This is a genomic window from Candidatus Acidiferrales bacterium, from assembly GCA_035515795.1.
Lineage (GTDB): Bacteria > Bacteroidota > Ignavibacteria > Kryptoniales > JAKASW01 > JAKASW01.
The window spans coordinates 99,861-126,561 of sequence record DATJAY010000020.1; the positions used below are offsets into that span (position 1 = coordinate 99,861).

Consider the following 26,701-nt stretch of genomic DNA (forward strand, 5'->3'; position numbering starts at 1 on the left):
GCGCTTGTTGGAGCGGGAGAGATTGTCTTTAAATCATAGAAGAATTTTTACCGAGGAGGCATCTTGAAAATTTTCATTTACCGCGGCGGGGATTCTTTGTGTCGCGTCTTGGTCACATCTTTTACAGTTGTCTTATTTCTATTTCCAGGTTCGTCTTATGCTCAACAGGGTCAGATCATCAATATCGTAGCCGCTTCTCAGCCGGCCGAGAATGAAGCCTTGAAGGTTAAGGCAAACGTCAAGAGCCTTTCCGGCATATCACAATCGATATTGTTTTACCGTAACGATTTGTCATCAGATTTTCAACAAACGGAAATGAGCCTCGATGAAACAACGATGACGTTGAACGGCGTTGTTCCCGCCGACTATGTGGTGAGTCCTTATGTCGAAGTCTACATAAGGATAACCATGCAGGATGGTACAAGTGAGACTTATCCGTCCGAGAATCCTACTGAGACTCCTGTCCGCTTCACCGTCAGCCAGCCCGAATCTCAACAGAATATTCTTGTCATAAGTCCCGAAAGGAATCAGAAGCTGGACATAAATGACCTGATGATTGCGGCTTCGATGCTTTATGCTCCTGATTATGTGGATCGAACCAAAACTCAGTTGTACCTTGACGGCATAGACGTAACGGCGGATGCGGTCGTGAGCGGCGATATCATTGTTTACTCGCTGTCGAAGTTCCCTGTGGAAATAGCCGGCGGTATTCATACGGCGCGAGTAGTGCTTCACAAGACCGACGGAACTGAGTACGACAGTCTCGAATGGAGTTTCTTCATAACGTCACCGGCAGGACGGACGGCTGAAGAAATAATTTCTTACAGAGGACGGGGTCAAATCGAGCTGAGAGACGAGAATATCTCGGGAAGCTCAACATGGTACAACCGCGGAGATCTAAATTTCGGAGGCAATGGCTACGGCGTCGGTGTAGGAGTGAATCTCCACCTTACTTCGGAAGAAAAATCATATCGTCAGCCTCAGGATAAATATGCATTATATGCAAACACTTCATGGTTAAGCTTAAAGTTAGGTGACAGCTATCCGGCATTCAGTCCGTTGATAATGAACGGGATGCGCGTACGTGGAGTTTCCGGGGAACTTTCTGTCGGTTTCTTCAACCTTGAAGCGGCTTACGGGCAAACAATAAGGAGAGTTGATGGACAATATCTGGACACCGTGTCGACTCCGCCGGTCACCAGCTATATCAAATTGGATAGTTTGACTTACGTTAATGTCAACTACGGCACCTACAGCAGGAATCTTTTTGCGATCCGGCCCTCGTTCGATTTCGGGAGCCATGCGCAGCTCGGATTGACGTATCTGAAATCTTCAGACGCAGCGGGTTCGATCGGCCTCGGAAAAGATCCCAGCCAGAATCTCGTGCTCGGCTCCGATTTTTCCATGAATTTCGACGACCACAGGATAAATCTTCTCGCGGAAGGTGCAATGAGCATGGTCAATCAGAATATCGCCGCGGGAAATCGAACCGCGGCCGACATCGACTCGATTTCTCAATCTAATGCAGGCGACCAGATCAACAATTTTATTCCGCTGTCGACTCTCTCGAGCTTCATCACGATAAATGAATTTCTCGTTCCACTCGATCCATCAAAGCTTTCTTCTCTTGCCTGGGATGCCAATCTAAGCTTGAACTATTTCAACACATTTGCAAAGATAGGATATGTCTATCGCGGTCCCGATTACACCTCGTTCGGTCAAATGTATATCCGGACGGATATCCGAGGCTTGAATGTCGCATTGAGGCCGCGCCTTTATTCGAACCGGATCATACTTTCGATTTACTATGAGAACCTTTTCGACAATCTGCAGAAACAAAAATTTGCCACAACGCATTTTATTAACACTAACGTTGCCGCTTCGTACTTCCCGACCATCGACATGCCAAGCATTACACTCGGGGTCTCTTCTTATTCAAACTCGAATCCGGTTCCGCTAGATTCCAGTTATGCCGTAGACAATGCGACGATAAGGTACTACGTGCAGTCCAGCTATGGTTTTAATTACGTTATCAAACATTATCTGACGGTTGATTTCGGAATAAGCAATACAAACGACCACACTTTCTCAGGCACTAATCTGAGTGATTTCAACTTTGCATTTCTGCTCAACTCGGATTTCGGGGACATGCCGCTGAAGACCACGATAGGGTTCAACATAAACGGGAACAAGACTTCACCGAAGGACACGGCAGTAATCGGCGGGGCATTCAATTATACCTTCATAACATTCGGCGGCACGTACGGCTTGTTGGAGAACCAGCTTGTCGTCGGCGCGAGCTATACTCCGACTTTCGGCTCATTTTCGAGAAACATGTTTGCAGTGACTGCGAGTTACAAGGTGGCAAAATCTCAGTCGTTGAACCTGAATCTAAATTATCTTGCCGTAACAGGCTCGAACGACTTTGTCGGGTCGCTTATCTATGCCGTGGATTTTTGACTCTATCGGGATGGACCTTTGGACCCGATTCGAAATTGTTCCTGACCGCAGAGATTGAAAAGTCACGTCAACTTTGTTTGCTTGAACCACAATTTTTCTTCGCGGCACTTTCCAGTGGTTGCAGTTAAGATTCTTTTTGATTATGGTTTAAATAATGATTAAGGCTCTCGGCGGATTTTCTAAGACGCGAAAATTGATCTTGCCTCTGGTCATTGCCGCGGCCTCATCAGCCCTCGCCTTCCTCCTTTCAAGAGGCATCCCCATGGAGATTTCATTTCTTGAGACTGCACAAATGAAGACACTCGATCAGCGTTTCGAGCACCGCGGGGCAATGGACATCAAAGACTCTTCGAAGGTGGTGATTGTCGGGATAACCGATCAATCATCAGAGGCGCTTCCCGCAGGCTTCCCGTTCCCGCACTGGTACTATGCGCGAATGATCAAGAACCTTTTTGATGCGGGAGCAAAAGCCGTAGGGATCGATATCCTGTTTGAAGACTCATCCCGGATACCGGGGGATGATAAGATTTTTTCCGATGCGCTGCGAAAATACAAAGGTGTGGTATTGGCTGTGAGAAGCGAGATCGAGAGCAGCGAGAAATACAAGATCCTGAAGAGCGAGGATTTTTATCACAATATTTTCGCGGGAGCAGACAGCTCATTAGGGATGGTGTTCGTAGAGAACGATCTTGACGGAGTTTATCGCAGGTATCGTCCGATCGTTGAGATCCAGGCAGGTCAGGGGAAATACAAATTTATTCCGTCGTTTGCGTTTGCAGTCCTGTCGCAATATTTAGGATTGGGAAATCAGCTGGCTGTCAATCATGAGAGATATTTCGAAATCGGAAATCTTGAGATTCCCAAATACGACGAGACGTCGATGCTCATAAATTACCCCGGGCCGTCGGGAAGGATCTTCCCAAGATATGATATGTGGCAAGTTCTGGATGATTCTTCGTTCACTACGAAAGACGAAAAGGAAGCTGGTATTGAAATAAACGCATACTATGATTTGAAAGACGCCGGGCTGTTTAAAGATAAGATCGTTTTGGTAGGCGCATTCTCTCCCGAATCTCATGACCTGATGCCGATCTCGTTCACTCTGGGGGAGAATAATCTCGCTTACGGAGTCGAAGTTCACGCGGCGGCCATAGAAACTGTTCTCGATGGGGATTTTCTGAGACGCTCGGATGCAATCATGGATCTCGCCGAGATGTTCATAGGCGCATTCCTGATTGCATTGACCTCATTTGTATTTAAGTCCGCGCAGCGTTCGAGAATGTTGCTGGTAATCTTCATACCGTTGCTCGCTACGATCGCAGTTATCTTCATATCGTTTCAGGCAGCATTTTTGTTCTTTGACAGACAAAGAATTGTTTTGGATGTCATTTATCCGGTCCTTGGTTATGTTTTCGGTTATGTCGGTACGGTTGTTTACCAATATGTTTCGGAACGTCGGCAGAAGGCCGCTATCAAATCAATCTTCAGCAGATACGTCGATCCATCTGTCGTGAATCAGTTAGTCGATAATCCCGAGCTTGTTAGATTGGGCGGAGAGAAAAAAACGATGAGCGTCCTTTTTTCCGACATAGCCGATTTCACAGGTGTCAGTGAAAAACTTTCTCCCGAAGAGCTGGTCGCCCACCTGAATGAGTACCTGACAGAAATGACCGGGACGATTTTCCAATACAGCGGCACACTGGACAAATACATCGGTGATGCCATCATAGCATTTTGGGGAGCGCCGATCGAGCTTAAGGATCATGCCTTTCGTGCCTGCCAGACTGCGATGGAGATGACGAGAAAATTGGGCGAGCTTCATTCAAGGTGGACCAAGGAGGGGAAACCTTTGCTGGATTTCAGGATTGGAATTAATTCCGGCGAGATGGTTGTTGGAAACGTGGGAGGGAAAGAGCGTTTCGATTATACGGTGATCGGGGACAATGTTAATTTGGCTTCCCGCCTCGAGGGTGCGAACAAATTCTACAGGACGAAGATTCTTCTAAGCGAGTTTACCCACGAGCTGGTCAAAGAAAAGGTCTTTGCGCGTGAATTGGATTTGATAGTCGTGAAAGGGAAGACGCGTCCCGTAAAAATATATGAGCTATTGTCGGATAAAATTGAAAGCGTAAGCAAAGAAGAGAAAGAGCTTGTGGATCTCTATTGCTTCGGGATTTCAAAGTACAGGAACCGGGAGTGGGGAGCCGCGGCAGACTTCTTCGAGAAGGTGATTTCATTGGATCCATCCGATTATCCTTCCGAAATGTACCTCGAACGAAGCAAGGTTTATGAAATTGATCCGCCTCCCGATGATTGGAACGGCGTGTTTGTCATGGAGACGAAATAAACAGGCTGCAGACAGGTTATGGCGATTGTCGTTGTGTCTCAATCGCCTGCCGTTTAAATTGATTTCATGAAAACCGATCGGAAAGAGCAAAGAGCGAAGAGCAAAGTTAAATCGGGAGCGGCGTCCGAAAGGCCTGCAGCGCCGAGTCAAGCGGGAGACGATGTAAAATTCGATAGAGCACTTAGACCTAAGCTACTGAACGACTTTGTCGGTCAGAAGAAGATTGTAGAGAAGCTGCGCGTTTTCATCGAGGCTGCAAGAAAAAGGAAAGAATCTCTTGATCACGTCTTGTTGATGGGGCCGCCGGGATTGGGGAAGACCACCTTGGCGAATATCATCGCAAACGAACTTCAATCGGAGATCGTTTCCACGACAGGTCCGTCTTTAGAAAAACCGGGAGACCTCGCGGGAATATTGACCTCGCTGGAGACAGGTGTTGTCTTATTTATCGACGAAGTCCACAGGATGCCGCCGGCTGTGGAAGAAATTCTGTACGGCGCCATGGAAGATTACCGGCTCTCGATTGTCGTTGATCGCGGGCCCGGTGCACGCAACGTCCAGCTTGATTTGAAGCCGTTCACCCTTGTTGCGGCCACGACGCGCGCTGGACTTCTAAGCAACCCTTTCAGGTCAAGGTTCGGCATTATTGAACGACTCGAATATTATGAAGACGGAGAGCTTAAGAAAATTGTCAATCGTTCGGCGGCCATTTTGAAAGTTCCGATTGAAGAAGATGCCGCTTTTGAAATCGCGAGGCGCAGCCGTGGCACGCCTAGAATAGCGAATCGCCTTTTGCGGCGGACGAGGGATTTTGCGGATGTAAAGGGGAAAAACAGAATCGATGTCGAAACCGCACGGGATGCGCTCGACCGCCTGGAAGTTGACAAGACCGGGCTCGACGAAATGGACAAAAAGATTTTGTCGACGGTAATAGATTTCTACAAGGGTGGGCCGGTCGGTGTAAGTGCCATAGCAGCGGTGGTGAGCGAAGACAGCGGAACACTCGAAGAAGTTTATGAACCTTTCCTGCTGCAAAAAGGCTATTTGAGACGGACTTTGAGAGGGAGGGAAGCTACGGAAAGAGCTTATGAGCTTTTGAACAAGAAGAAAACGGCCCCTTCTTCACAAACGGAGATAGATGGGTTGACCAAGCAGTGAGAAGCAAACGGTAAGCAGATTTTATTTGTCCAAAATCAAGAATTATCCCCCTCTCCCGCCGAAATTTTTCCAAAGAGACACTCTTGAATTAGTCCCGGAAATTCTCGGCAAAGTCCTTGTCCGGAAAATCCGCGGAAAAATGCTGTCTGGCAGGATTGTCGAAATCGAAGCCTACATAGGAAATGATCCTGCGAGCCACGCGGCGAACGGAATGACTGAAAGAAACAAGGTCATGTTCGAAGACGGCGGGCTCTCTTATGTTTATTTCACCTATGGCATGCATTTCTGTTTCAATATTGTCACCGGCAAGAAAGGATTTCCTGCGGCACTCCTCGTGCGGGCTCTGGAGCCGCTGGATGGAATCGAAGTGATGAAAAAGTTCAGGGGGACAGATGTCATCACAAATCTGACAAACGGTCCTGCAAAGCTTTGTCAGGCGATGAAGATCGACCGCAAATTGAATGGAGTCAAACTGGACTGCAAAAATTTTTTTATCGCGGATGATGGATTCGTTGTCGGGAAAAAAGACATTGAGTGCTCCACGAGAATTGGAATCAAGGTCGGAACAGATAAGGAATGGAGATTTTTCTTAAGGGGGAATGAGTTCGTGAGCAAGCGCTAAAATAGATATATGGCAGTCTCTTCTGATCTTATCCCAGGAAGAACAAGTTGAGCTGGGGAAGGAATATCACGTAAAGCGCCCACATTGTAAGACCGAACGAAATCGGGATAGCGATATTGTCGTCCACGATGCTGTAAGACAGGACTTCGGCGAACGACGCGACCACAACCGAAGCCGTGCCGATCAAATATTCAACAGCCGAATAATTTATTTTTGGTGTCAGAGCGACGGCCACCATACCCGCAACTATAAATGCAAAAGAGCCTTCGTAACTTTTCGGCACATTTCGGGCCGGGAAAATTCTGTGCTTTCCAAATCTCTTTCCGAAAACCGCCGATGCAGCGTCGCTGAGAATCAAAACGGGAAAACTGTTTATCATGACATACTTCGGAAATATTGCCACGCAAATTACAGCGGAGATCAACATGAATGTTGCGCCGTTCAGCGCGTGCTTCTTCTCGTCGACTTCATGCCTGCGAAGAAGGAATCCGAAAAACCTGTAGAAGAATCCGGAGAAAATCGGAACTTCGTATCGTGCCAGGTCTGCAATAATGAAAATTATGGTTAGCGGTACGAGGATTATCAGAGCCGCCTCTTTTGAAATGAAATAATAAACGACAGGGATCGAAAGAGAGAAGAGGTGGATCGCCTTTCTGACGAGTTCTGCTCTGAAATTTACATTGTCTCTGAGTGCGGTTTGTTCGGTCAGATTATCCAGTCCTCCGGAAGGTGCGTCATGTCTCGGATGATTTTGATTTTGAAGCGGCTCGATGATTCTTCTTAACTTTTGGTGGAAGTTGTTGTGGTCTGTCCCGATTGGCTTCCATCCATTCGGGATTCTTCGGGCTGCGTTCCGTTGCCATTCGGTTTGACGAACGGGGGAAGCTCCTCGCCTTTTATTGCCTTGCCGATCTCATCCGCATCAAGTATCTCACGCTCGAGCAACGCCGCTGCAAGTCTGTCTAATGCATCTTTGTGGTTGTTGATTATATTCTCCGCCCGACCCATACACATCAGGACGATTGATCTTATCTCACTGTCGATCTCGATCGCGGTCTTTTCGCTGTAATTTCTATGTTTTGTAATTTCACGTCCGAGGAAAATTTCCTGCTCATTTTCTCCCCACGTCAACGGACCAAGTGTGTCGCTCATTCCCCATTCACAGACCATCTTGCGGGCGATATTGGTTGCCTTCTCGATATCGTTCCCCGCGCCGGTAGTGAACTTGTTGAAAATAATTTTCTCCGCCGCGCGTCCACCGAGCGCATAAGTTATCATGGCCATAAGATATTCGCGGGAATACGTATGCTTCTCGTCGATGGGAAGATATGTAGTCACACCAAGAGCTCTTCCTCGCGGTATGATGGTCACTTTGTGGACGGGGTCCGCCTCAGGAACCATCTTCGCAACGAGCACGTGTCCGGATTCATGGTATGCGGTTACTTTTTTCTCTTCGTCGGAAATGATCGTGCTCTTCCGCTCCGGTCCCATCATGACTTTGTCTTTTGCCTCTTCCATATCCGCCATCGATACGCTTGAGCTGTTTCTTCGGGCCGCTAACAAGGCAGCCTCATTGACAAGATTCGCGAGATCTGCTCCGGCAAACCCGGGCGTTTCCTTCGCGAGAATGCTTAAGTCCACTTCAGCAGACAATGGAATATTCCGCGTGTGAACCTTCAGAATCCCTTCTCTTCCTTTAACGTCCGGTCTATCGACTACAACCTGGCGGTCAAATCGTCCGGGACGAAGGAGAGCAGGATCAAGAACGTCAGGCCGGTTTGTGGCAGCAATTATTATGACGCCGCTGTTTTGCTCGAAGCCATCCATCTCCACGAGGAGCTGATTCAAAGTCTGCTCGCGTTCGTCGTGACCTCCTCCGAGACCTGCGCCGCGGTGCCTTCCGACTGCGTCAATTTCATCTATGAAGACTATGCAGGGCGCATTTTTCTTTGCCGTATCGAAAAGGTCGCGGACGCGGCTTGCTCCGACACCTACGAACATCTCGACGAAGTCGGCACCGCTGATCGAGAAGAATGGAACACCGGCTTCTCCTGCCACAGCCCTTGCTAAAAGCGTTTTGCCCGTACCGGGAGGACCAAGCAGAAGAACACCGCGCGGAATTTTTCCACCTAACCGCTGAAATTTCGCCGGCTCCTTAAGAAACTCTATGATCTCCCCGAGCTCCTCCTTTGCTTCGTCGGCGCCTGCAACGTCATGGAACGTTACTTTTACCTGACTTTCAGTCATGAGTTTAGCGCGGCTCTTGCCGAAGCTGAAGATTCCTTTGGTGCTGTTTCCCTGCATTCGCCGCATGAAAATCAGCCAGATCGCCCCAAGGAAAATCCACGGCAGGAAACTGATCAGACCGTTCACCCACTGGTCGCTTTCTTTGACGAAATTGAATTTCACACCTTCCTTCTGCCATTGAGCAACGACGTTTGGATCGGCGGCCTGGGGCAGGAATACGATGAACTTTTCAATCTTGATCCTCTTTCCAGCATCAGTCGTGATCTCCGTCGGTTCTTTCAGCGTGCCGTGGAAGTCGAAATTGTTTATGTCCGATTTTTTTATGATCGCTTCCTTTATTAGTCCGGAATCTAAAAGTGTCTGGTACTGTGTGTAAGTAATTTCCGTTTCCTGGTTATCACTTCCCCTAAAAAGGGTCATGACCAGGAAAACCGCGAGAATTATCGCCGCCCACCCAATTATGATCCGGCCCGTTCTCCAATTGAAGTCGTCTTCAGGCTGCTGACTCGACTTCCTCTTGAGGTTCGGAGGCCTTCTTCTTAGATTGCCATTTTTGTTTCTATCGTTTTGTGGATTCGGCATCAAAACTCCTATCGCCTATTTATCTAAAATATATATCGATCTCAAATTTCTAGCTTTCTGTGCGTAATCCAGTCCATAGCCGACTACGAAATGGTTGGGAATTTGAAAACCTATATAATCTACTTTAAAATCGATTCTAACGCAATCACTCTTGTAGAGAAGCGTAACAACGGCAAAAGATCGCGGGTTCTGTTTCATAATGAGCTGTTTTATGAAACCTATTGATATACCTGAGTCGATTATGTCCTCGACGATGATTATATCCCTTCCCGTAACCTGACAATTCAAGTCCTTTAAAAGTTTCACATTCCCGGAAGAGATCTTAGCATCGCCGTAGCTTGAAAGTTTAAAAAAATCTATCTCGCAGTCTAAATCCACCCTGCGTATCAAATCGGAAAAGAATATGAAAGCTCCGTTAAGGATTCCAATGAAAATCGGCGTTTGACCGGAATAGTCGCGCTCTATTTCTTTTGCAAGCTCTTCTACTCGTTTTTGAATCTCATCCTCTGAGATAAAAAGACGAAATCGTTCGTTGTTTATTGTTACAACTTTTTCATTTATAACCGAACTCAAGTTTCAATACTCTCCTTGTTTTTTCCGTAATCTTAAACCTGTCGTCAACTCTCAGCCCGCATACCCAGATTATTCCATCCTTGCCTGACAACACCAACACATTATTTTTCTGATAGATAGGGATTTTCTGATCCACCAGAAAATCGCTGATTTTTTTGTGGCCCTTCATTCCGAGCGGCGTAAACGAATCTCCGGGGTGCCAGCTCCGAAGCGTAAGGGCATCTCCTGCATTGTCCGCATCAACAAATTCAACAACCGGAGAAAGCGAAAAGTTGACTTCGCCTTTTTCGACAACTTCGGTGTTAAGGTAAAACTCTTCAAACTCATATTTCTTCCCGGGAATTATTTCGGCGACGAAGTCCGCGGGCTCTTTCGGATTCTTTATGAAGACCAGATTATACCTGTCTCTGAATACGACGACATCGCTCCCTAATTCTATTGAACTCCCCGTTTCGGAGTTTATCAGGTCCATGACGGCGTGGACTTTGTTGTAGTCTACTTCTCCCCGGACAAATTCCTTCAGTGCCGCCATGATCATGTTTTCGCGGATGAAGAGAAGAGTGTTTTTCAGTTTGAAAATATCCAGAACGAGCTTCTCCCCTTCGAAATTCTTCGCCACGCTGGAATAGAGAAGCTTCACCTCGTTGCTTATGAATGAGTTCATCTCCTGAAAAATTTCAGCGGTTCGATTAAGTGTGGCGATTACCGCAGGATTGATCTTTTCTTGAATCTGAGGGATTGTCGAATGGCGGATTACGTTGCGCATGTAATAATTTTTTATGTTTGACGAATCTTCACGGTACTTGAGACTTTTTAATCTCGCATATTGTTCTATCTCTTTCCGTTCCGCAAACAGAAGAGGTCTGATTATATGTCCTCGTTTTACCGGAATTCCTCCGAGACCGTTGGCGCCCGAGCCGCGCAGCAGATTAAATAACATGGTTTCGGCGTTATCGTTTGCATTGTGCGCAGTGGCGATCCTTGTAAAATTCTTCAATATCATAACCGTTTCTAGAAATTTGTAACGGATTTCTCGCGCACCGGCTTGAAGCGATGTTTTGTGTTCTATGATAAACGCCCGTGTGTCAACCCCATGCACGAAGCACTCGATCCCGCTGCTCTCCGCCAGGTCCTTTACGAACTTTTCATCTTCTTCGGATTCACTGCCGCGGAGCTTGTGATTGATATGTGCGACGGCGATTTGCATTTGCATGCGGTTCTTCAACTCCATCATCAGATCCAGGAGCACGGTGGAGTCTATTCCGCCAGAGACGCTCACGATGATCTTGTCGTTCTCGGAGACGAGCTGGTGCTTTCTGATGTAGTTCTCGAACCTATTAAAGAAATCGCGCAGCATAACTTATTCTTTTCGAAACCCTCACGAATCTCCTGAACTGAGGGCCGGTTTTTTCAAAAAAGTTATAACTCGCACGCATCAATTGCAATTTTCGACCATGATACAACCCCCTTTTCATTGAAAGGCAGATGAGTTATATTATTGGTTCGCGAGGTGCAGCCCGGCCGGAGCGTGGTGCCTTTGGTGCCAAAGCCGCGGGTCGGACGTTACACTCTAAGACGATACAAAGTTCTTTAACTTTTGTCAGAAGAATTCGGGGCGTGGCTCAGTCCGGTTAGAGCACTTGGTTTGGGACCAAGGGGTCGTGGGTTCGAATCCCTCCGCCCCGACAAAAAGATTAAAGATGGAATGAGGTCGAGGATTCTGTGCCGAGGGCGGACTGGCTCCGGCTGAGAATTCGTCGGACCTGAGTTGTTTGCTTAACGTTCAGCTTGATTTTTTTTCCCACCTCGGCTATATTTTTACCGGAACGTGTCTGTTCATTGAAGTAATTTGGCACGCAAGTGCGGGAATAGCTCAGTTGGTAGAGCGCAACCTTGCCAAGGTTGATGTCGCGGGTTCGAGTCCCGTTTCCCGCTCGACAATAGCTCATGGCTGACAGTTCATAGCTCATAGGGAAACAATTTTGTTTATTGTATTTGAAATGCCTTACCACGAGCTGTGAGTCATGAACTATGAGCAAAAATCTGGCGACGTACCCAAGTGGTAAGGGAGAGGTCTGCAAAACCTTTATGCGGCGGTTCGAATCCGCCCGTCGCCTCTCCGCCGGAATTCAATTCGGCTCCGGCGTAAGCCCCCATCCTCCTGCTCCAAAGTGGTCCTTTGGATCATTCTCACGCGACGTGAGAAGTGTACTCCCAAACTTATCTCGGAGTTTTTATGAAAACTATTTTGGTCGTTGACGACGAAAAGGACATCGTTCAACTCATCAGGTATAATCTCGAGCGCGAAGGTTTCAGAGTTGAAGCAGCGTCAGACGGAAATGAAGCTTTGAAAAAGGCGAACGAAGTAAGACCGGATCTTATATTGCTCGACATAATGCTTCCGGGGAAAGACGGCTACGAAGTCATGAAATCTTTGAACCAGAATGAAAAGACGTCGAACGTACCGGTGATTTTCCTGACTGCCAAGAGCGCCGAGTTCGACGAAGTACTGGGATTGGAGTTGGGCGCGGATGATTATATAGTCAAACCTATTAGTCCCCGCAAACTTGTCTCGCGTATTCGCGCAGTGTTGCGGAGAGCGGAAGGAGTAAAAACCGAAGACGGCAAGAATATCGACTACGGCAGAATCCTGATCGATAGGGAAAGTTACATGGTGAAGATAGAAGGAGAGCATGTATTTTTCCCGAGGAAAGAATTTGAAATATTATATTACCTTGCATCTCACGAAGGAAAAGTCATCTCTCGTGAGACTCTTCTAAGCAGGATTTGGGGTGCAGAGGTCTATGTCGGAGACAGGACGGTCGATGTCCATATCCGCAAGATTCGGGAGAAGTTAGGGGATCATGCGAACATGATCGAGACGATCAAAGGCGTCGGTTACAAATTCAAAGCCGAATGAATAGACTTCTTCATTCACGTAAAATAAAATTAGCCTTCGCGGTGATTTTTGGAATTGCCGTGTATTTTCTCACGATGCTGGTGGAAAATATTTTTTCATCCGGGATTTCCTTCGGCGAGAACCATCTCGTGCTCGCCGGAATTCTCAGCACCGTCTTGCTTTATCTGTTCGAAGAAGTCTTTTACTCTTACAGCGCCCGGCAGTCAAAGATATTGAGCACGATCGTGGATGCTCTTCAGAGAATCAGTGCCGGCGACTTGTCCGTGCAGCTGCCCAGAACCGGCTCCGTGGAATTAAAACAAATCAGCGAATTGACAAATCAGATCGTCGGGAACCTGAAGAGAGACATAGCAAAGTTTGAAAAATTGGAGAGAGTCAGGAGTGAATTCCTTGCCAATGTTTCTCATGAGTTGCGTACGCCGATATTCAGCATACAGGGTTTCATAGAAACCCTGATTGACGGAGCGATAAGTGATCCGAAGGTCAACAGGGAATTTCTTCAGAAGGCACTCGAACACTCCGAACGCTTGAACGTTCTGTTGAACGACCTCATAGAAATTTCCCGGATCGAAAGCGGCGAGATGAGAATGAGCTTTCGGTACTTCGACATAACCAATTTCCTGAGAAATGTCGTTCAAGAGATTTTGCCGAAGGCGGAAAAGAAGTCTTTGAAGATTGTTCAGTGCTTCGATTCGAGTGAGGTTCTTGTCCTCGGTGATAAGGATAGACTCAGGCAGGTTTTAGATAATTTGATAGACAATTCAATTAAATACACCGACCGCGGCGGGACGGTAGAGGTCGGATTCGAGGAGTTTCCTAATTCGGTCAGAGTATTTGTGAGAGACAACGGTGCCGGGATAGGTGAGGAGCATCTATCCAGAATCTTCGAGAGATTTTACCGGGTCGACAAAGATAGAAGCCGGAGCGTCGGTGGAACGGGGCTTGGCCTCGCGATCGTAAAACATATAATTGAGGCGCATAATAGTAAGGTTGAGGTGAAAAGCGAATTGGGAAAGGGATCGGAGTTCAGTTTCGTTTTGAAAAAGTAGCGGCGATTGCGCGCGACTACTTAACAGTCTGTATTGAGAATGAAGGAGAAGAAATATGCATAGACATTTTGAAGATTTACTCGAAAACCTGAGATCAAATCTGATTAAAATGGGAAGCCTTGTTGATGAGCAGCTTGAGTTGGCCTTGCGTGCGCTGCACGATGGCGACTTGAAGACCACTGAAAAAGTGTACGAGAACGAAAAGAAGGTAAATGAATTCGACAATCTTTTGGATAAGCAGGTCGACGAGATTATGGCACTTGAGCAGCCGGTCGCCGCAGATCTGCGTCTCGTGGTTTCTGCAATAAAGATGAATCATGAACTCGAAAGGATAGGAGATGTGGCTGTAAACATCGCCCAGCGTGTCAAGCCGCTCCTAAATTACGCGGATCTTGTCCGCAGAACCGCAATTCTCGATATGGGTGATGTGGCGAGGAAAATGGTACATGATGCCATCGATTCTTTCATTCATGGCGATCCTGAATTGGCACAGCAAATCTGCAAAAAAGATGATGTGGTCGACGAGATGAATCGTAATAAATTCAAGTTTGTAATTGAAGAGATGGAGAAAAATCCGAATTTGATCGAGCCCGGCGCACACTTGATTGTGGCGCTGAAACACATTGAAAGGGTAGCCGATCACGCAACGAACATCGCCGAAGACGTGGTGTTTCTAGTCGATGCGAAGATAATTAAGCACCACGCGGCAGAGAAAGCTTGAAAAAACGGAAACTTTGCCGGGCTGACATTTTGTCATACTAAATCCTGAACGGTCGTCGGATTCCATTTGCAGGATTTCGGAGTCTCACCGCTCCATGTTTTTGGATGTTGAAATTCCTGCACAGTCGTCAGACCATCTTAATCTGGGGTTATCTCGCGGGGGCGGAACAAGTTTATCGCTACGCTCTTGAAATAAGCCTTAGAGGTAGTCTAAACGTACGAATTTCCATGAACATGCGGGAATAATTATTTTTTGCCAGATGCCTTGGCTTATTGATATTCAACGCCGGGTTTAATAACTTACAAAAGGATTTTTGCGCAATTACATGCTTTTTAAGAAAACCCAAAATATCAGGCCGGCTACCCAACAACCACAACAACCTGCCAGTACACGACAGGAGATTGCCGCTCACCTTAGAATGGCAGATAAGCACATCAGAGAAGGCAATCTTGCAGAAGCCAAAGTGGAACTGGATGCCGTGAGGGCAATCGAGCCGAATAATGTCTATGCTTTGGCTCTTGAGGAGAGAAGACAGGCACTCGAGAAAGCCACGAAGGAAGGGGAAGTTCCTGCCGAAGAAGCCGCTAAGCCTGAAGCGGCGGCGGCGGTAGAAGAAAAACCATCTGAGAAACCGCCTGTTGCAGTCGACGAAGAAACAATAAGAGCCGAGATCGAGCAGCGTCTCGAGATCGAGTACAACAAGAAATTCACCGAAGAAATTCGCAAGGCTGAACAGCGCATAGCGGAAGCTCTCAAGAAGGAACGTGAATGGCAGGAAGCGGAACGTGCATCTTTGATTGCAAATCTCGAAAAGGAGAAAGACAAATTTAGAAGGGAATTAGAGAAGCAATCGAAAGATGCCTTTGAAATTGAAGTGGGAAAGATGGAAGCGACTTACCGGCAGCAATTATCTGCCGAGCGCAAGAAGGCTGAGGAAGAAACTCGTGCAGAGATGAGCGCGCTGTATGAAAAGTCGATGAATGAATTAAAGGAATCGGCGGTCAAAGAAAAGCGTCAACTGCTGGAAAAAGAGCGCAAAGCACTTGAGGAAAGTAAGAAACAAATGGAGGACGAGTTCCAGAAACGACTTTCTGGAGAGCTCGCAAAAGGGAGAAGTACATCCTTAATAGATCACGAAAAGGAACGGGAAAGATTTGAATCGGAAACGAGAGCCAAGCTTCAACGAGAGTTTGACGACAAGCTTGACGCAGATAGAAGGCGGATCGAGGAACAGATCAGGTTACAGCATATGGATCTCGAGAGGTCCTACGAAAATCGCCACGGTAAACTAGAACGTGAAACACAAATTGAGCTCAATCGGCGTCTCGAAGAGATTAAGCTGAACGAGCAGAGGGAATTTGAGCGGAAGCATAGCGAACTGCGAACCCAGCTTGAGAGCGAATACACCGTAAAGCTCGCTGCCGAGCTGGCAAAAGAGCGCGAGCGAATAGAGAAGCAGGTTGAGGTAGAATTAAAAGGTCGGCAGTCCAAGCTCGAATCGGATAGAAAGAAGGTTGTGGGCGAAGAGCAGTCCAAGCTCGACGAGGCACGCACCATCATGAAGATGGAGATGGAAAAGGAAATCGAGCGAAGAGTTGCAGACGCAAAGAATTCGGTGGAGACGATTTACAAGGAAAAACTAAAGCTCCTTGGCGTTAAGCTGCCCGATACGCGCGAAGAAAAGCTGAGGATATACGTTACTCGTTTGAGGGAAGCCTGGGAGGCTCCTCCGGTCACTCCAGAAGCAGCCCGCGAGCTTATGCAGCTTCGCGATATTTTCAATTTGTCGTTTGAAGACCATATCGAAATGGAAGGAGAGGTGCGTCTCCAGGTTTACGTGACCGAAGTGGAGAAGGAAATAAAGAGAGGTCATATAAGACCGAATGATGACAATTCGCTCGAGGAATTGAAACGCCGTTACCAGATTACCCCTGAAGAGCAAAAGAAGCTTGAGCCCCACATCCTTTCAGCGTTCCAGCGTGCCATAATGAAAGCGGTTATTCTTGTCGTCGATGATGAGGCTGGATTTCTTGAAACAGTGAGAGCCGTCCTTGAAGGATACGGATACAGCGTCTTGACTAAACAAAGCCCCACGGACGCGCTGAAACTTCTAGAGACAACGAATGTCGACATGATCATTGCCGATGTCATGTTCTCGGGTACGGAAGGCGATGGGTTCTCTTTTTACGAGCGCGTTCAGAAAATTCCTCACCTGAAGAAGGTTCCTTTCGTCCTTATGAGCGGGCTGCATGAGAGCTTTTTCGTACGCACGGGAATTCAACTCGGCGTCGATGATTATTTGACGAAACCGGTCGATCCCGATATGCTTGCTGCGGTTGTAGAAGGCAAACTTAAGAAATACAAATCTCTGCGCGAAGCGGACTAGTTTTCCCTCCTTTTCAGTCACGGCACATCGAACCCAAACCTGTCTTCCTTCCTTTGATGACTTCCGCCGAAATTTTGGGCTCAGCCTCTCCAAAGATATTGCAGCTTCACAAAGAATTGACGGCCTGTTTGCCTTATCCCGAATTCGTCGCCGTAGTTTGTGAGATTGTCGGTTGATCCGGCATAGAATATTGTAAAGGGGTTAAGCTTGTAGCTGAAGAGCGGATCGATTTCGAGGGCTTTATTGAACTGATCGTACTGGCCGATCAGCCTCACGAAAATCCGATCGCTGAACTGATATATCGCGGATATCCTGGAGATGTATCCGTCGAAAAGAAGATTGCTTCCGACGGTATCGACAAGTCGCGACCGCGAATAATCCAGCGTTAAAGAAAGTTTTGACGTCGGCTTTAAGATTAGTTCTGCGGTGATATTGTGGCCGTTGCCAAGTGTGGTATTGTCCGCGCGGTATATGAACTTTCCGACAGCAGCGGAAACATTCAAGTTCACCGCGCTCGAGGGTCTGGTATATAGATTGAAGATCCATCTGTGCACGCCAAAAAAATTTACCGAATGATATAGCTCATCGTTGACGAGTAAGTAATTAACGGATAACTGGGTTTGACTCTTCAGTTGTGTGAACGGTGTCAAGACTATCCATCTTTCCTTCCTTGCGTTCTCATAATCAAAATGCAGGAACGAATCCAGATCGATCCCCCACCAGTCTATCAGAGATGTATTAGGATAAAACTGCAGAGTATGATCCATCTCGAGCGTTCTCAAATCGTTTGCGAATATGTATCCGTCTTCCGCTTGGAAAGTCGGGGAGAGATCTCTGTACGTGAATCTGAAACTATAAATTCTCGCATCTCTTCTAAAGTCCGCCTGAAATGCTGTTCCATCATACTCCTGTCCATCGAAAGCCTTCGTGAATTTTGTGTCTCCAAAATGAGATGTGTCCGAGACTATGCTTGTATCGTTCAGTTCTCTGGTGTTCGAATAGAGGAATTGTCCGTCGAAAGTGTAGTTGTCACCGAAGAACAAATCCCAATCGAATCCTCCGACGTAATTGTGCGAGTTCTCGAAATTTCTGCCGGTTCCAAGTGCGCCGACAAAAGATTGTGCTCCGAAGTCGTACTTGGCTCTGAGGACATTAGAGATGGATTGATGTGAAGTCGAAAATGAATTATCACCCGCGTTGTCGAGTACGCTTCCTTCCTCACCTGCAATGATAAAGGCTGAATTCCTGTCTTCCGCCCCGAGGTAAGCCAGGGTCAGCGGTCCTGTTTTTTCCATGACCTTCGTTGCTCCTAGAGGGTTGTTGATCATGCGAGAGTAATACGCCTGGATCGTCGTGTTGAAGAGATCGTTCCCTTCGATGAAGAATGGCCGCTTTTCGGGATAGAAAAGAGCGAATGTCGAATTAACACTTATCTGAGTAGCGTCAGATTCAACCTGACTGAAATCGGGATTGGCGACGCCTTCTATTGAGAAACTTGGGTTTGGGGAATATTTGCCGCCGATACCGAATCTTCCTATAACCGGCCCATCGGAGAATCCGGAATTCGGATCGCTATTGTCGTTAGTCGACCCGCTTTCCAATCCCATCGCATAGGGCAACAGTTCCAGACCACCGATTGACTGAAGTCCTTCGAGACCGTCCAGGGTGCCCTCCTGGCATAAAGGACATGGGTCGTTCAGATCCAGTCGCAGCCACGAATATTGGTAACGGCTTTCGCGCGGCAGATTTCTCAGAAACTCTATTCCCCAGTCCTGCACGCCCGACGCTGGGAAGCGAAGACTTTTGAACGGCAATGCGATTTCTACTGTATACCCGCTGTCGTTCAGCGCTCCCTTCGAATCCCAGACCGCGTCGAAGTTCGCGTCTTCGTTGTTCCCGGTTCTCATAAGATCACCCTGGATACCGAGAGGATTAACGACGAACTCGTATGCCTTTTGGTGGCTCAGGTATGTATCGAGGAACACCATCACAAAATCATCGTCAAAAATATTGTCCCGGTCTGTGACATGAGCCCTTATTTGAGATGGATGCGTATCGTGGCAAATAAATCCAACGTACAAATAGCTGGAGTTGTATAAAATCATAACGGTCGTTTTTTGTTTCGCGGGCAAATTGTAGCCGGGTTGTATTTCGTAATTTATTTCGATTCGAGGTGCCAGCTGCCAATGAGGATCTGTGAGTTTGCCGGTAAGGGCGATATCCCCGTCTATCTTGACCGCCCTGACGTATTTTGATTGATTCGTTGAATCCAGGTCTGCCTTGGCGGATATGGGTAAGCAAATAGACATGATTGCACCCAACAGAATCGTACTCCTCAAGTTCTCCTCCTTTTGACGAAGATACGGATGTCTCAGAAAATCGTTACAGAAAAATTCTTGTTAGATCTGACTTTGTGATGATTTCGGGATGTGAGGATTCTTATCGGTTCTCCATCTGACCTCGCGGGGCAGGAAACATCACCGATTACACTTTTCCGACGATCAATGCAATTAAGCCGAAGACCATCATCAGTTTATAACCGAAACTTGCCTCAGAAAATCCCCGTCTGGAAATGAGCAGGTACGATATATATGCCCCGATCGGAAGGATTGTCAAACCGCAGACCGTGAGGAACTGTATGGGAAGAATTCGCAAGTCAAAGGCGCCCCAAACCATGAATAGTAGTATTGCAGTTAACGCGATAGAAATGTAGGCGGATGCTGCAGTCCCAAATTTCGTAGCGATTGTTTTTACCCCAATCTCACCGTCGCCTTTGACATCCTCGGCATCTTTTATTATTTCCCGAATTAAGTTTGTCAGGAACGCGAACACTGCCGCCGGATATACATCCACGAAATCTTTCACCGCTGCACCGGCATATATGAATGTGAGCCCGGTGACCAGTGCGACGGTGAAGTTTCCGAAAAAGACGGACCGTTTCAATTTAAAGCTGTACATGAATATGAAGACGGCAGCGACGATGGCGATAATAAACGAATGGAAACTTAACCCGGCGCTCGCGATCAAGCCGGCGGTTGTGACAACAAAGTAAAATATTTTCGCTTGGCGTGTTGAAAGTTTTCCGGATACAAGCGGTCGGTACGGACGGTTTATTTTGTCGATGTCCATGTCGAACAGGTCGTTCACCGCGTTTCCCCCGGCCGTAATGAGAGATGCAGCTATTGCGGCCACGAAGATTTCCCAGCTCTTTGCGATGTCTACTCCGCAGAGTATGCCTGCACATTCAACGCTCAGGAAGGTTATGATAACGTTTCCGATGCGTGCTAACTTTAAATAGTATTTCATTTTCATCTCTCGGAACTCAGCATTTAGCTGTCAGTTTTTTGACAAGCGCATGTTCAGTCATTTTCCCCTGTTGCTTTTATTTCCTTTTGACCATCTAAAACCGATTCACGATTCCGAAATGTATCTTGCCTTCGACGAACGAATCGCCTTTACCCAGCGCATAGCTTGCTTTAAGTATGCCGATCCCGGTTTCCACCTGTGCTCCCGCACCGTAGCCGTAAGCCGAAAGCGAGTTGGCTGGAACGTTTGCGATCGGATCGCTTTGCCGGTAAATGTATCCGGCATCAAGGAAGCCGAAGAAAAATGATTCTCTCCCGGTCGCAAACCTGTATTCGATATTTGTCCATGCCGCCTTTGTTGCGATGAACTGGTTTTCAATGTATCCCCTGATTGTGTTTGTCCCGCCAAGTCTGTACATATCACTCTGGTCGAGCTCAGTGCCTGTCACCTGTTCTCCATGAATTCCGATCGCGAATATTTGTCTTGCTATAAATTCGTGGTACAATGAAAGGTCGATGCCGAGATGCTCCGTGTAGTTGATGAGCTTGGTGGTCGGAGTAATCAGCTGTTGAGGCCCGTAGATCTTTTTTTCGCCGAATTGTATTTGAGTTAGATAGAGAACTCCTTGGCGCGGGCTGTAGATATCGTCGCGGGTATCGAAGGTGATCCCGACGCCAAGGTTGAGGACGCTGCTTTCATAGACGAAATAATTGTTGTTTGAATTTTGAAGCGGCGTCGTGGAAAGTGTGCTGATCGAAGTACTGCCGTTGAAATTATCGTTGAATAGGAATGTGCCGCTCACTCCGAAATTTCTTGTTACTGAAGTTGTGTCTTGCTGGCGCTGCGCGAAGTCGAATTCGGCATTTATCGGATATCCAAAAATGTACGGCTCGGCGTAGCCTATCTCTAGTTCCTGTGTGAGTTTCGTTTCCTGGTGCCACATCGCGCGGAACTTTCGACCGCTTCCAAAAAGATTCAGCATCGAAATGTCGATCATGCCCGTGAAATAACCCGATTGGCCAAGCTGTGCCGGCATGTAGCCGATCACTCCATCGAACGTGTTTGTGTTACCTTCGACTACTTTGACGAGCACTCCCGTCGTGTCGCCGGCTTCGAAAAGTTCAGGATCACTAACGCTCTGGAAAAAGCCCAATTTCTGAAGCCGCTGCTTTGCATTTGCCATTTCCGACTGGTCGTAATAAGCTCCCGGTAGGATTCTCATGGCCCGCAATACCACATAATCTTTGGTCTCGGTGTTTCCTTCGACCCGTACCGCGTTTATGCGGAACCTTTCCCCTTCGTTGACGCTCAAAGCGACGCCGAGTGAATCTGTCCCGTCACCGCCATAGACAAAGATGCTGTCGATATGAACCTTGGTGAGCGGGAAGCCGCTGTTGTTGTACTTGCCGATTATATAATCTATATCTTTTTCCAAATCGTCTTGATTCAGCGGGCTTCCGACGCGGGTGGCGAATTCCGTTGTTAGATCTGCGAAGGTGAAAAATTTATTCCCTGTTATCAGTAATTTCCCGATGGTAAGGCGCGGACCTTCACTCAGATAGATCGTGAGCGTCGGTGAAGCGGTGTCTGCAGAGAGCGAGGATGAGTCAACTTTAAAAAGGAGGTAGCCTTCGGAAAAATATTTTTCCTGAATCGACGAGATGCCGGCTTTGATCCGGGCGGTATCTTTGGAAGAGAAATTCAGAGGTTTGAAATATTCGAGGAGATCGATGTTTGAAATTGCATCTGAGCCTACGAATTTTACGTGTGCTATCTTCCATCCCGCAGTCGCGATCTTCGGTTGGGCGTTTGCATTGATGACAAGAAAAAGGAGACTATGGAGAATTGCGGCGGCTGCTATAAAGAATTTCATTCCGGTTTAAAAAATAAGAAGAGACGGCGAGAAGAAACAGGGATTAAAAACTTAAAAGTAAGCATCAAGATATTAGAAGCCAAGATGAATGCTAAAAACACACGGCATCTTGGGGCTAGAGTTGATGAATCGAGTTCCGTCTTTTGTGGCAAAGGATTCCTCCTTTTTTCCCCTTTTCCACTTGACATTCACTTCATGGTGTATTACAATTTAGTCGCAGATATTGCCAGAGGGCAGAAAAAAGCAGGGCGCCCAAAGCACGAAGATCCACCTTATTGTTAAAGTAATTTAAAAAATCTGTCCCCGAATGGTTTCATGCTGCAAGGCGGTATCGAGGAATTACTTGGCATCAAAGGAGTCTCTGAGATGAAAAGTGCTGCAGCGGTTATTGCAATGACATTTCTAACAGTAGGATCACTTCTCGCGCAGGTGCATATAAGGGAGAGCGCGGTGATCACACCGGAGCAGGTGAAGAAAGTGCAGGATGGCGCGACTAAGAATCATACTATGCGCTTCGAGTTTCACTGGGACGGAGCCCCGAAAGGAAGGGTTGAGTGCACGGCACAATGGCCGCACAGCATTGGTCAATGCCCGGTCGAATATACGACGGAGGAATCCGGCAACTTCTTTATTTTAAACTTCCCTTCGCCATCGGCTCAAGCTTACACATTCACGATGTACCTGTGGGATCGGGATTGCAGTGAGAACGCATTAGGCCGGTTCTCATGTCAGGTCTATTGTGACGGTGTATTTGCCGGCAGTGATTCCGGTATCGTTCGTCTGTTCGATTCTTGGTATTATGGCGGCTTGGATTGAACAGATTGCGGCTCATACTCATTTTTGCCTCCCTTTTACGCGAACTTTTCGTTTGCTTTAGGTACGCACGCATTCCATTCCGGAGATTCGACGGGAATGAACCTGGCGGGAATGTATAACGAGGACTACAACAGCGATTGCACCACGACATGGTCGCCGACAGACCCGCTTACATTGACCATCGTTTCAGGGAGTCAATACGTATCGTTTCATCAAAGAGATTCACCGACGGGGGTAGATGCAAAGATTGGTTCGGTCGTTACGACAACGGGGAACGATATTGGTCATTATTCTCTTGTTGCGGACGGAATCACTCCTGATTCAAGTGGTGATTGGGCAACGGTACAGGCGGTTAGTGATGGAATAACCGGAACAGATTCAGTGCAAGTTTGCCAGCTGCCGGATCACTTCTCCGTTTATACTGACCCGGATACAGTCGCACATTCAGGAAGGGCATACATATATGTTCAAGCAGAAAACAGCGCAGGTAATGATATTGTGATTCCCTGGAGTACCCCTCTTTACATCACTGCAGATGATAGTGGAAAGTACGGCGAAGCCTATGATTGGAATAATAATAGCTCACCCTATCCATACGGCGATGCTTCCGGAGAGATGCTGTACAACGCCGATGGTGTGGAACCGAATGGCGTGCAGAAGATTACGATATCTGTTTTAGATGCTAATGATCCGACGAAGAGCGGCACTGGGAGCTTATTTATCGAAGGAGACATTGTTGTACAGGTTGTTCCTTCGGAGATATCGCCCGGCGACACAGCGGCAATTACTGTCAAGCAGAGAAATCCGGATGGAAGCCTGACCGACTTTTCACCGAATCAATCATTCGAAGTCGGGATAGACAGCGGAAACGCTTATGGAACGATTCTGTCATCGGGCGGCGCAGGTGGATATTTCGCATCCGTGTCTCAACCGTTTCAATTCATAGCGGCAGACAGCATAGGTGCAGACTCGGTAAAGGCAGAAATAAGGGTAGGTATACCGAATGAGATAGCGACTTCTATACTGCCTGGTCGAAAAGGAAATTCAGATCAGAACATGAAAGCGAAGCACCCGACAATTAGCATAAATGTCGCAAGTCCTAAGATCCCTGCAAGCAGAGTGAATTCTGTTACAAAAAGTCACAAGATTATTTCTGATGAGAGTAGTTTTACTATGCCCGATTATGGAATTGGATATGTGACTATAAAGGAAGGCGGACCAGAATTAGTGGTTATATATCCTACCGACGAACTCAAAGACGAGAAAGACATAACTAAAGATCCAAAGATGCCTGACATCACGACAGAAGCCAAACTTGCAAATTTCAAAGGCGACTCTGTACATTTCCAATGGAACCTTCGGGTGCAGTGGGAAGGTGATGATGGCAGACAGTTTGACGATTCTTTCAAAGGAAATACAACTGCAGCAGACTCGAATGGTAGTTCATGGAACATAAACTGGGACAAGATACGAGGTGGTGATGAACTGACACTCGATGTAACGGCGACGGCTAGCGGAAAGGTTTATGATAAAACAATAAATCATCCTTTTATAATTACGGGTCTGAATCCGACAAAAGAACAAGTAAAGAATGGATTAAGCACTGAAGAACAAGTGATAGTGTATATGGAAAGCAGGCCGAAGTGGCATCATTTTATAAAAGACCATGATTTTCCGATCTTCGGAAGGCCTCACGGGTACGGACTGATGCAACTTGACACACCGCCTGCCACTGATGAACAAGTTTGGAACTGGAAGGAAAATAGAGCAGAAGGGCAGAGACGTTTTGCTGAGAAAAAAGGATTGGCAGCAGCGCATCCATCAAAGGTAAGAAGGAGGAGTGGCGCGTGTCGTTATGCGACAGACTTTACACAGCAAGAGTATTTAACGGAAGCCTTTCAATTATACAATGGATATTATTACTGGATTTGGCATCCCCGATTTGCCTGGGCTCCTATGTTAGGTGGTTATTGGGAAAAGGATCCAAATTTAGGAGTAAGATATGGAAGAGATTATGGCGGACCTGCGATAGAAATATATAATGATGTAGTAAACGGCAATCCGCCAAGCGGTTGGTAATTTAAATTTATGAGGAGTTAGTCATGCTAAAAAGAATATTGTTTCTGACGGTGCTGGCAAGTTCGGCGGTTTACGCACAACCGTACTACTATTATTTTAAGCATAATTCAGCTTACGATGTGCCAGGGTATAGTGGAGACATTTACAGACTAGATTTAATGACAAACAGCAGCGAACTTTTCGTCAAGGATGCAGGACGTGTTAACGGTCCGATTTTTCATAATTCTGACCAATCTAGAATATTCTTTCAAGTGAGATTTTCGCTTGCAACGGTAGATGTAAGTGATCCATCCCTTCAAATCAAATATGCTCTTAATGGTATAAATGAAGTCAATGAAATAAAGGACTCTCCAAAGACGAATCGATACTACATCACTATTGATGATATGCAAGATAGTACAAGAACTATTGTGGTAGATCGGCAGATGGTAGAGCCTATCGATACAATTTATGAAGATTACACATCGTACAATTCTTTTCTGTCTCAAGACGGAAAAAGCCTTTACAGACTTCAGGATGATTCCACCGGAATATTTTTCTCGGAATATATCATTGACAGCAAACAACAAATGAAACCTCAGAGGGTGGGTAATATCGGGCCTTTTGTAGCGGCCGTATTAAGTGATTCCAGATCTGGGTATGCCCTCGTAAGCTATGTCTACAACCTGGATACTAATTTGACGAGTTTGGAATATACAATTTGTAATGTAAATACGAGAGAGATAATAGCTTCGATAAAATTCCCATGGAATTCTAATGGGTATTTAGTCCCAGCGGAGAATTGTATTGTCTTGGCAAAGTTGATTTCTGATAGAAGTCAAGCAGGTGGTGAATATCATACGGGAGATATTTCTGTCTTTGATGTCCATGCCGGGACATTATTGCAGCGATTAAAACTCCCACCCGAAGGGAAGATATTGTTGTTCGATAACTATCCTAATATGGTGTATTACTATTTTGAGAAGAAGCAAACTTCTATCAACATCGATCTCACCAAACTTCCAACCATCGGAACAATCAACACACAGAATGTTCTCGTGGGCAGCGGAGCATTTACGCTTTCCGTAACAGGAAGAAATTTCACTACGACCTCAAAAGTCCGGCTTAATGGTACAAACCGGGCAACGACTTTCGTCTCGGATACTCTTCTGCAAGCCACAATCCGTGCAGGTGATGTTGATACTGCGACGACGGTATACATTGCCGTCAGAGACAGCATTGCTCCATCGTCTCATGCAACGACAGATTCGGTGGCTTTGAATATTATCTCCGTACCTCAGCAATCGCTGCAACCGATCTTAGATTGTGTAACACAGATTAACGATACTACATACACTGCATGGTTCGGCTATGAGAATGACGACACGACTTCAATCTTTGTCCCAGTCGGTCCGCAAAATGAGTTCTCTCCGACTCCGAACGAGAGAACTCAACCAATTGTTTTCGCACCAGGAAGAAAAGATAAAATCTTCAGTGTGACATTCAACGGCAAGAACTTGACGTGGAAGCTGAACGGGAATGAAGTGGTTGCATCGAAGAAATCGCCGAGGTGCAACTAAGGG

The 26,701-nt window shown here is 46.8% G+C and carries 18 protein-coding genes and 3 tRNA genes; 14 read left to right on the forward strand and 7 right to left on the reverse strand.

Annotation, left to right across the window (positions count from 1 at the left end):
- Nucleotides 1-63 precede the first annotated feature (63 nt).
- The 4 genes from VLX91_09345 (at nucleotide 64) to VLX91_09360 (ending at nucleotide 6,587) form a co-directional block, all read left to right on the forward strand.
- Nucleotides 64-2,460: a hypothetical protein gene (locus VLX91_09345; GenBank protein HUI30411.1), complete on the forward strand. Its 2,397-nt coding sequence runs from the start codon at nucleotides 64-66 to the stop codon at nucleotides 2,458-2,460.
- Nucleotides 2,461-2,614: 154 nt separating this feature from the next.
- The gene (locus VLX91_09350) at nucleotides 2,615-4,807 is read left to right on the forward strand and encodes an adenylate/guanylate cyclase domain-containing protein (protein ID HUI30412.1); all 2,193 of its coding nucleotides are present in this window, start codon (nucleotides 2,615-2,617) and stop codon (nucleotides 4,805-4,807) included.
- A gap of 66 nt (nucleotides 4,808-4,873) precedes the next feature.
- Nucleotides 4,874-5,965 (forward strand): Holliday junction branch migration DNA helicase RuvB, encoded by a 1,092-nt coding sequence (gene ruvB / locus VLX91_09355; GenBank protein ID HUI30413.1) that lies wholly within the window; start codon nucleotides 4,874-4,876, stop codon nucleotides 5,963-5,965.
- Nucleotides 5,966-5,990: 25 nt separating this feature from the next.
- Nucleotides 5,991-6,587 (forward strand): DNA-3-methyladenine glycosylase, encoded by a 597-nt coding sequence (locus VLX91_09360; protein HUI30414.1) that lies wholly within the window; start codon nucleotides 5,991-5,993, stop codon nucleotides 6,585-6,587.
- 28 nt (nucleotides 6,588-6,615) lie between these two features.
- Here VLX91_09360 and VLX91_09365 read toward each other — a convergent pair whose 3' ends face one another.
- From VLX91_09365 to tilS, 4 genes are all read right to left on the reverse strand, one after another.
- Nucleotides 6,616-6,966 (reverse strand): hypothetical protein, encoded by a 351-nt coding sequence (locus VLX91_09365; protein HUI30415.1) that lies wholly within the window; start codon nucleotides 6,964-6,966, stop codon nucleotides 6,616-6,618.
- A gap of 401 nt (nucleotides 6,967-7,367) precedes the next feature.
- Nucleotides 7,368-9,416 carry an ATP-dependent zinc metalloprotease FtsH gene (gene ftsH, locus VLX91_09370; protein ID HUI30416.1) on the reverse strand — a complete coding sequence of 683 codons (2,049 nt, stop codon included), beginning with the start codon at nucleotides 9,414-9,416 and terminating at the stop codon, nucleotides 7,368-7,370.
- A gap of 15 nt (nucleotides 9,417-9,431) precedes the next feature.
- Nucleotides 9,432-9,989, reverse strand: coding sequence for a hypoxanthine phosphoribosyltransferase (hpt, locus tag VLX91_09375; protein ID HUI30417.1), 558 nt, complete (start codon nucleotides 9,987-9,989; stop codon nucleotides 9,432-9,434).
- Nucleotides 9,970-11,346: a tRNA lysidine(34) synthetase TilS gene (gene tilS, locus VLX91_09380; GenBank protein ID HUI30418.1), complete on the reverse strand. Its 1,377-nt coding sequence runs from the start codon at nucleotides 11,344-11,346 to the stop codon at nucleotides 9,970-9,972. The genes hpt and tilS overlap by 20 nt, the downstream gene beginning before the upstream one ends.
- A 254-nt stretch (nucleotides 11,347-11,600) precedes the next feature.
- On the opposite strand from tilS, the gene VLX91_09385 reads away from it, so the two are divergent.
- From VLX91_09385 to VLX91_09415, 7 genes are all read left to right on the forward strand, one after another.
- Nucleotides 11,601-11,675 (forward strand) — tRNA-Pro (locus VLX91_09385).
- 176 nt (nucleotides 11,676-11,851) lie between these two features.
- Nucleotides 11,852-11,924: transfer RNA gene (locus VLX91_09390), tRNA-Gly, on the forward strand.
- A gap of 110 nt (nucleotides 11,925-12,034) precedes the next feature.
- Nucleotides 12,035-12,106: transfer RNA gene (locus VLX91_09395), tRNA-Cys, on the forward strand.
- Between the two features lie 119 nt (nucleotides 12,107-12,225).
- Nucleotides 12,226-12,909: a response regulator gene (locus VLX91_09400; protein HUI30419.1), complete on the forward strand. Its 684-nt coding sequence runs from the start codon at nucleotides 12,226-12,228 to the stop codon at nucleotides 12,907-12,909.
- A complete protein-coding gene (locus VLX91_09405; protein ID HUI30420.1) occupies nucleotides 12,906-13,958 on the forward strand; it encodes an ATP-binding protein in 1,053 nt (350 codons plus the stop codon). The genes VLX91_09400 and VLX91_09405 overlap by 4 nt, the downstream gene beginning before the upstream one ends.
- A 55-nt stretch (nucleotides 13,959-14,013) precedes the next feature.
- A complete protein-coding gene (gene phoU, locus VLX91_09410; protein ID HUI30421.1) occupies nucleotides 14,014-14,679 on the forward strand; it encodes a phosphate signaling complex protein PhoU in 666 nt (221 codons plus the stop codon).
- A gap of 418 nt (nucleotides 14,680-15,097) precedes the next feature.
- A complete protein-coding gene (locus VLX91_09415) occupies nucleotides 15,098-17,065 on the forward strand; it encodes a response regulator (GenBank protein ID HUI30422.1) in 1,968 nt (655 codons plus the stop codon).
- An 80-nt stretch (nucleotides 17,066-17,145) separates the two neighbouring features.
- Here the strand turns inward: VLX91_09415 and VLX91_09420 are convergent, their stop codons facing one another.
- The 3 genes from VLX91_09420 to VLX91_09430 all read right to left on the reverse strand — a co-directional run bounded on the left by VLX91_09420 (nucleotide 17,146) and on the right by VLX91_09430 (nucleotide 22,244).
- A complete protein-coding gene (locus tag VLX91_09420) occupies nucleotides 17,146-19,404 on the reverse strand; it encodes a DUF5916 domain-containing protein (protein HUI30423.1) in 2,259 nt (752 codons plus the stop codon).
- Nucleotides 19,405-19,549: 145 nt separating this feature from the next.
- Entirely contained in the window at nucleotides 19,550-20,371 is an 822-nt protein-coding gene (locus tag VLX91_09425; protein HUI30424.1) for a geranylgeranylglycerol-phosphate geranylgeranyltransferase, read from the reverse strand.
- 94 nt (nucleotides 20,372-20,465) lie between these two features.
- Nucleotides 20,466-22,244: a POTRA domain-containing protein gene (locus VLX91_09430; protein ID HUI30425.1), complete on the reverse strand. Its 1,779-nt coding sequence runs from the start codon at nucleotides 22,242-22,244 to the stop codon at nucleotides 20,466-20,468.
- A 366-nt stretch (nucleotides 22,245-22,610) separates the two neighbouring features.
- Between VLX91_09430 and VLX91_09435 the strand changes: the two genes are divergently transcribed.
- The 3 genes from VLX91_09435 (at nucleotide 22,611) to VLX91_09445 (ending at nucleotide 26,698) form a co-directional block, all read left to right on the forward strand.
- A complete protein-coding gene (locus VLX91_09435; protein HUI30426.1) occupies nucleotides 22,611-23,060 on the forward strand; it encodes a hypothetical protein in 450 nt (149 codons plus the stop codon).
- A gap of 96 nt (nucleotides 23,061-23,156) precedes the next feature.
- Entirely contained in the window at nucleotides 23,157-25,139 is a 1,983-nt protein-coding gene (locus VLX91_09440; protein HUI30427.1) for a hypothetical protein, read from the forward strand.
- A gap of 23 nt (nucleotides 25,140-25,162) precedes the next feature.
- The gene (locus VLX91_09445) at nucleotides 25,163-26,698 is read left to right on the forward strand and encodes a hypothetical protein (protein HUI30428.1); all 1,536 of its coding nucleotides are present in this window, start codon (nucleotides 25,163-25,165) and stop codon (nucleotides 26,696-26,698) included.
- The last annotated feature ends 3 nt before the right edge of the window (nucleotides 26,699-26,701 follow it).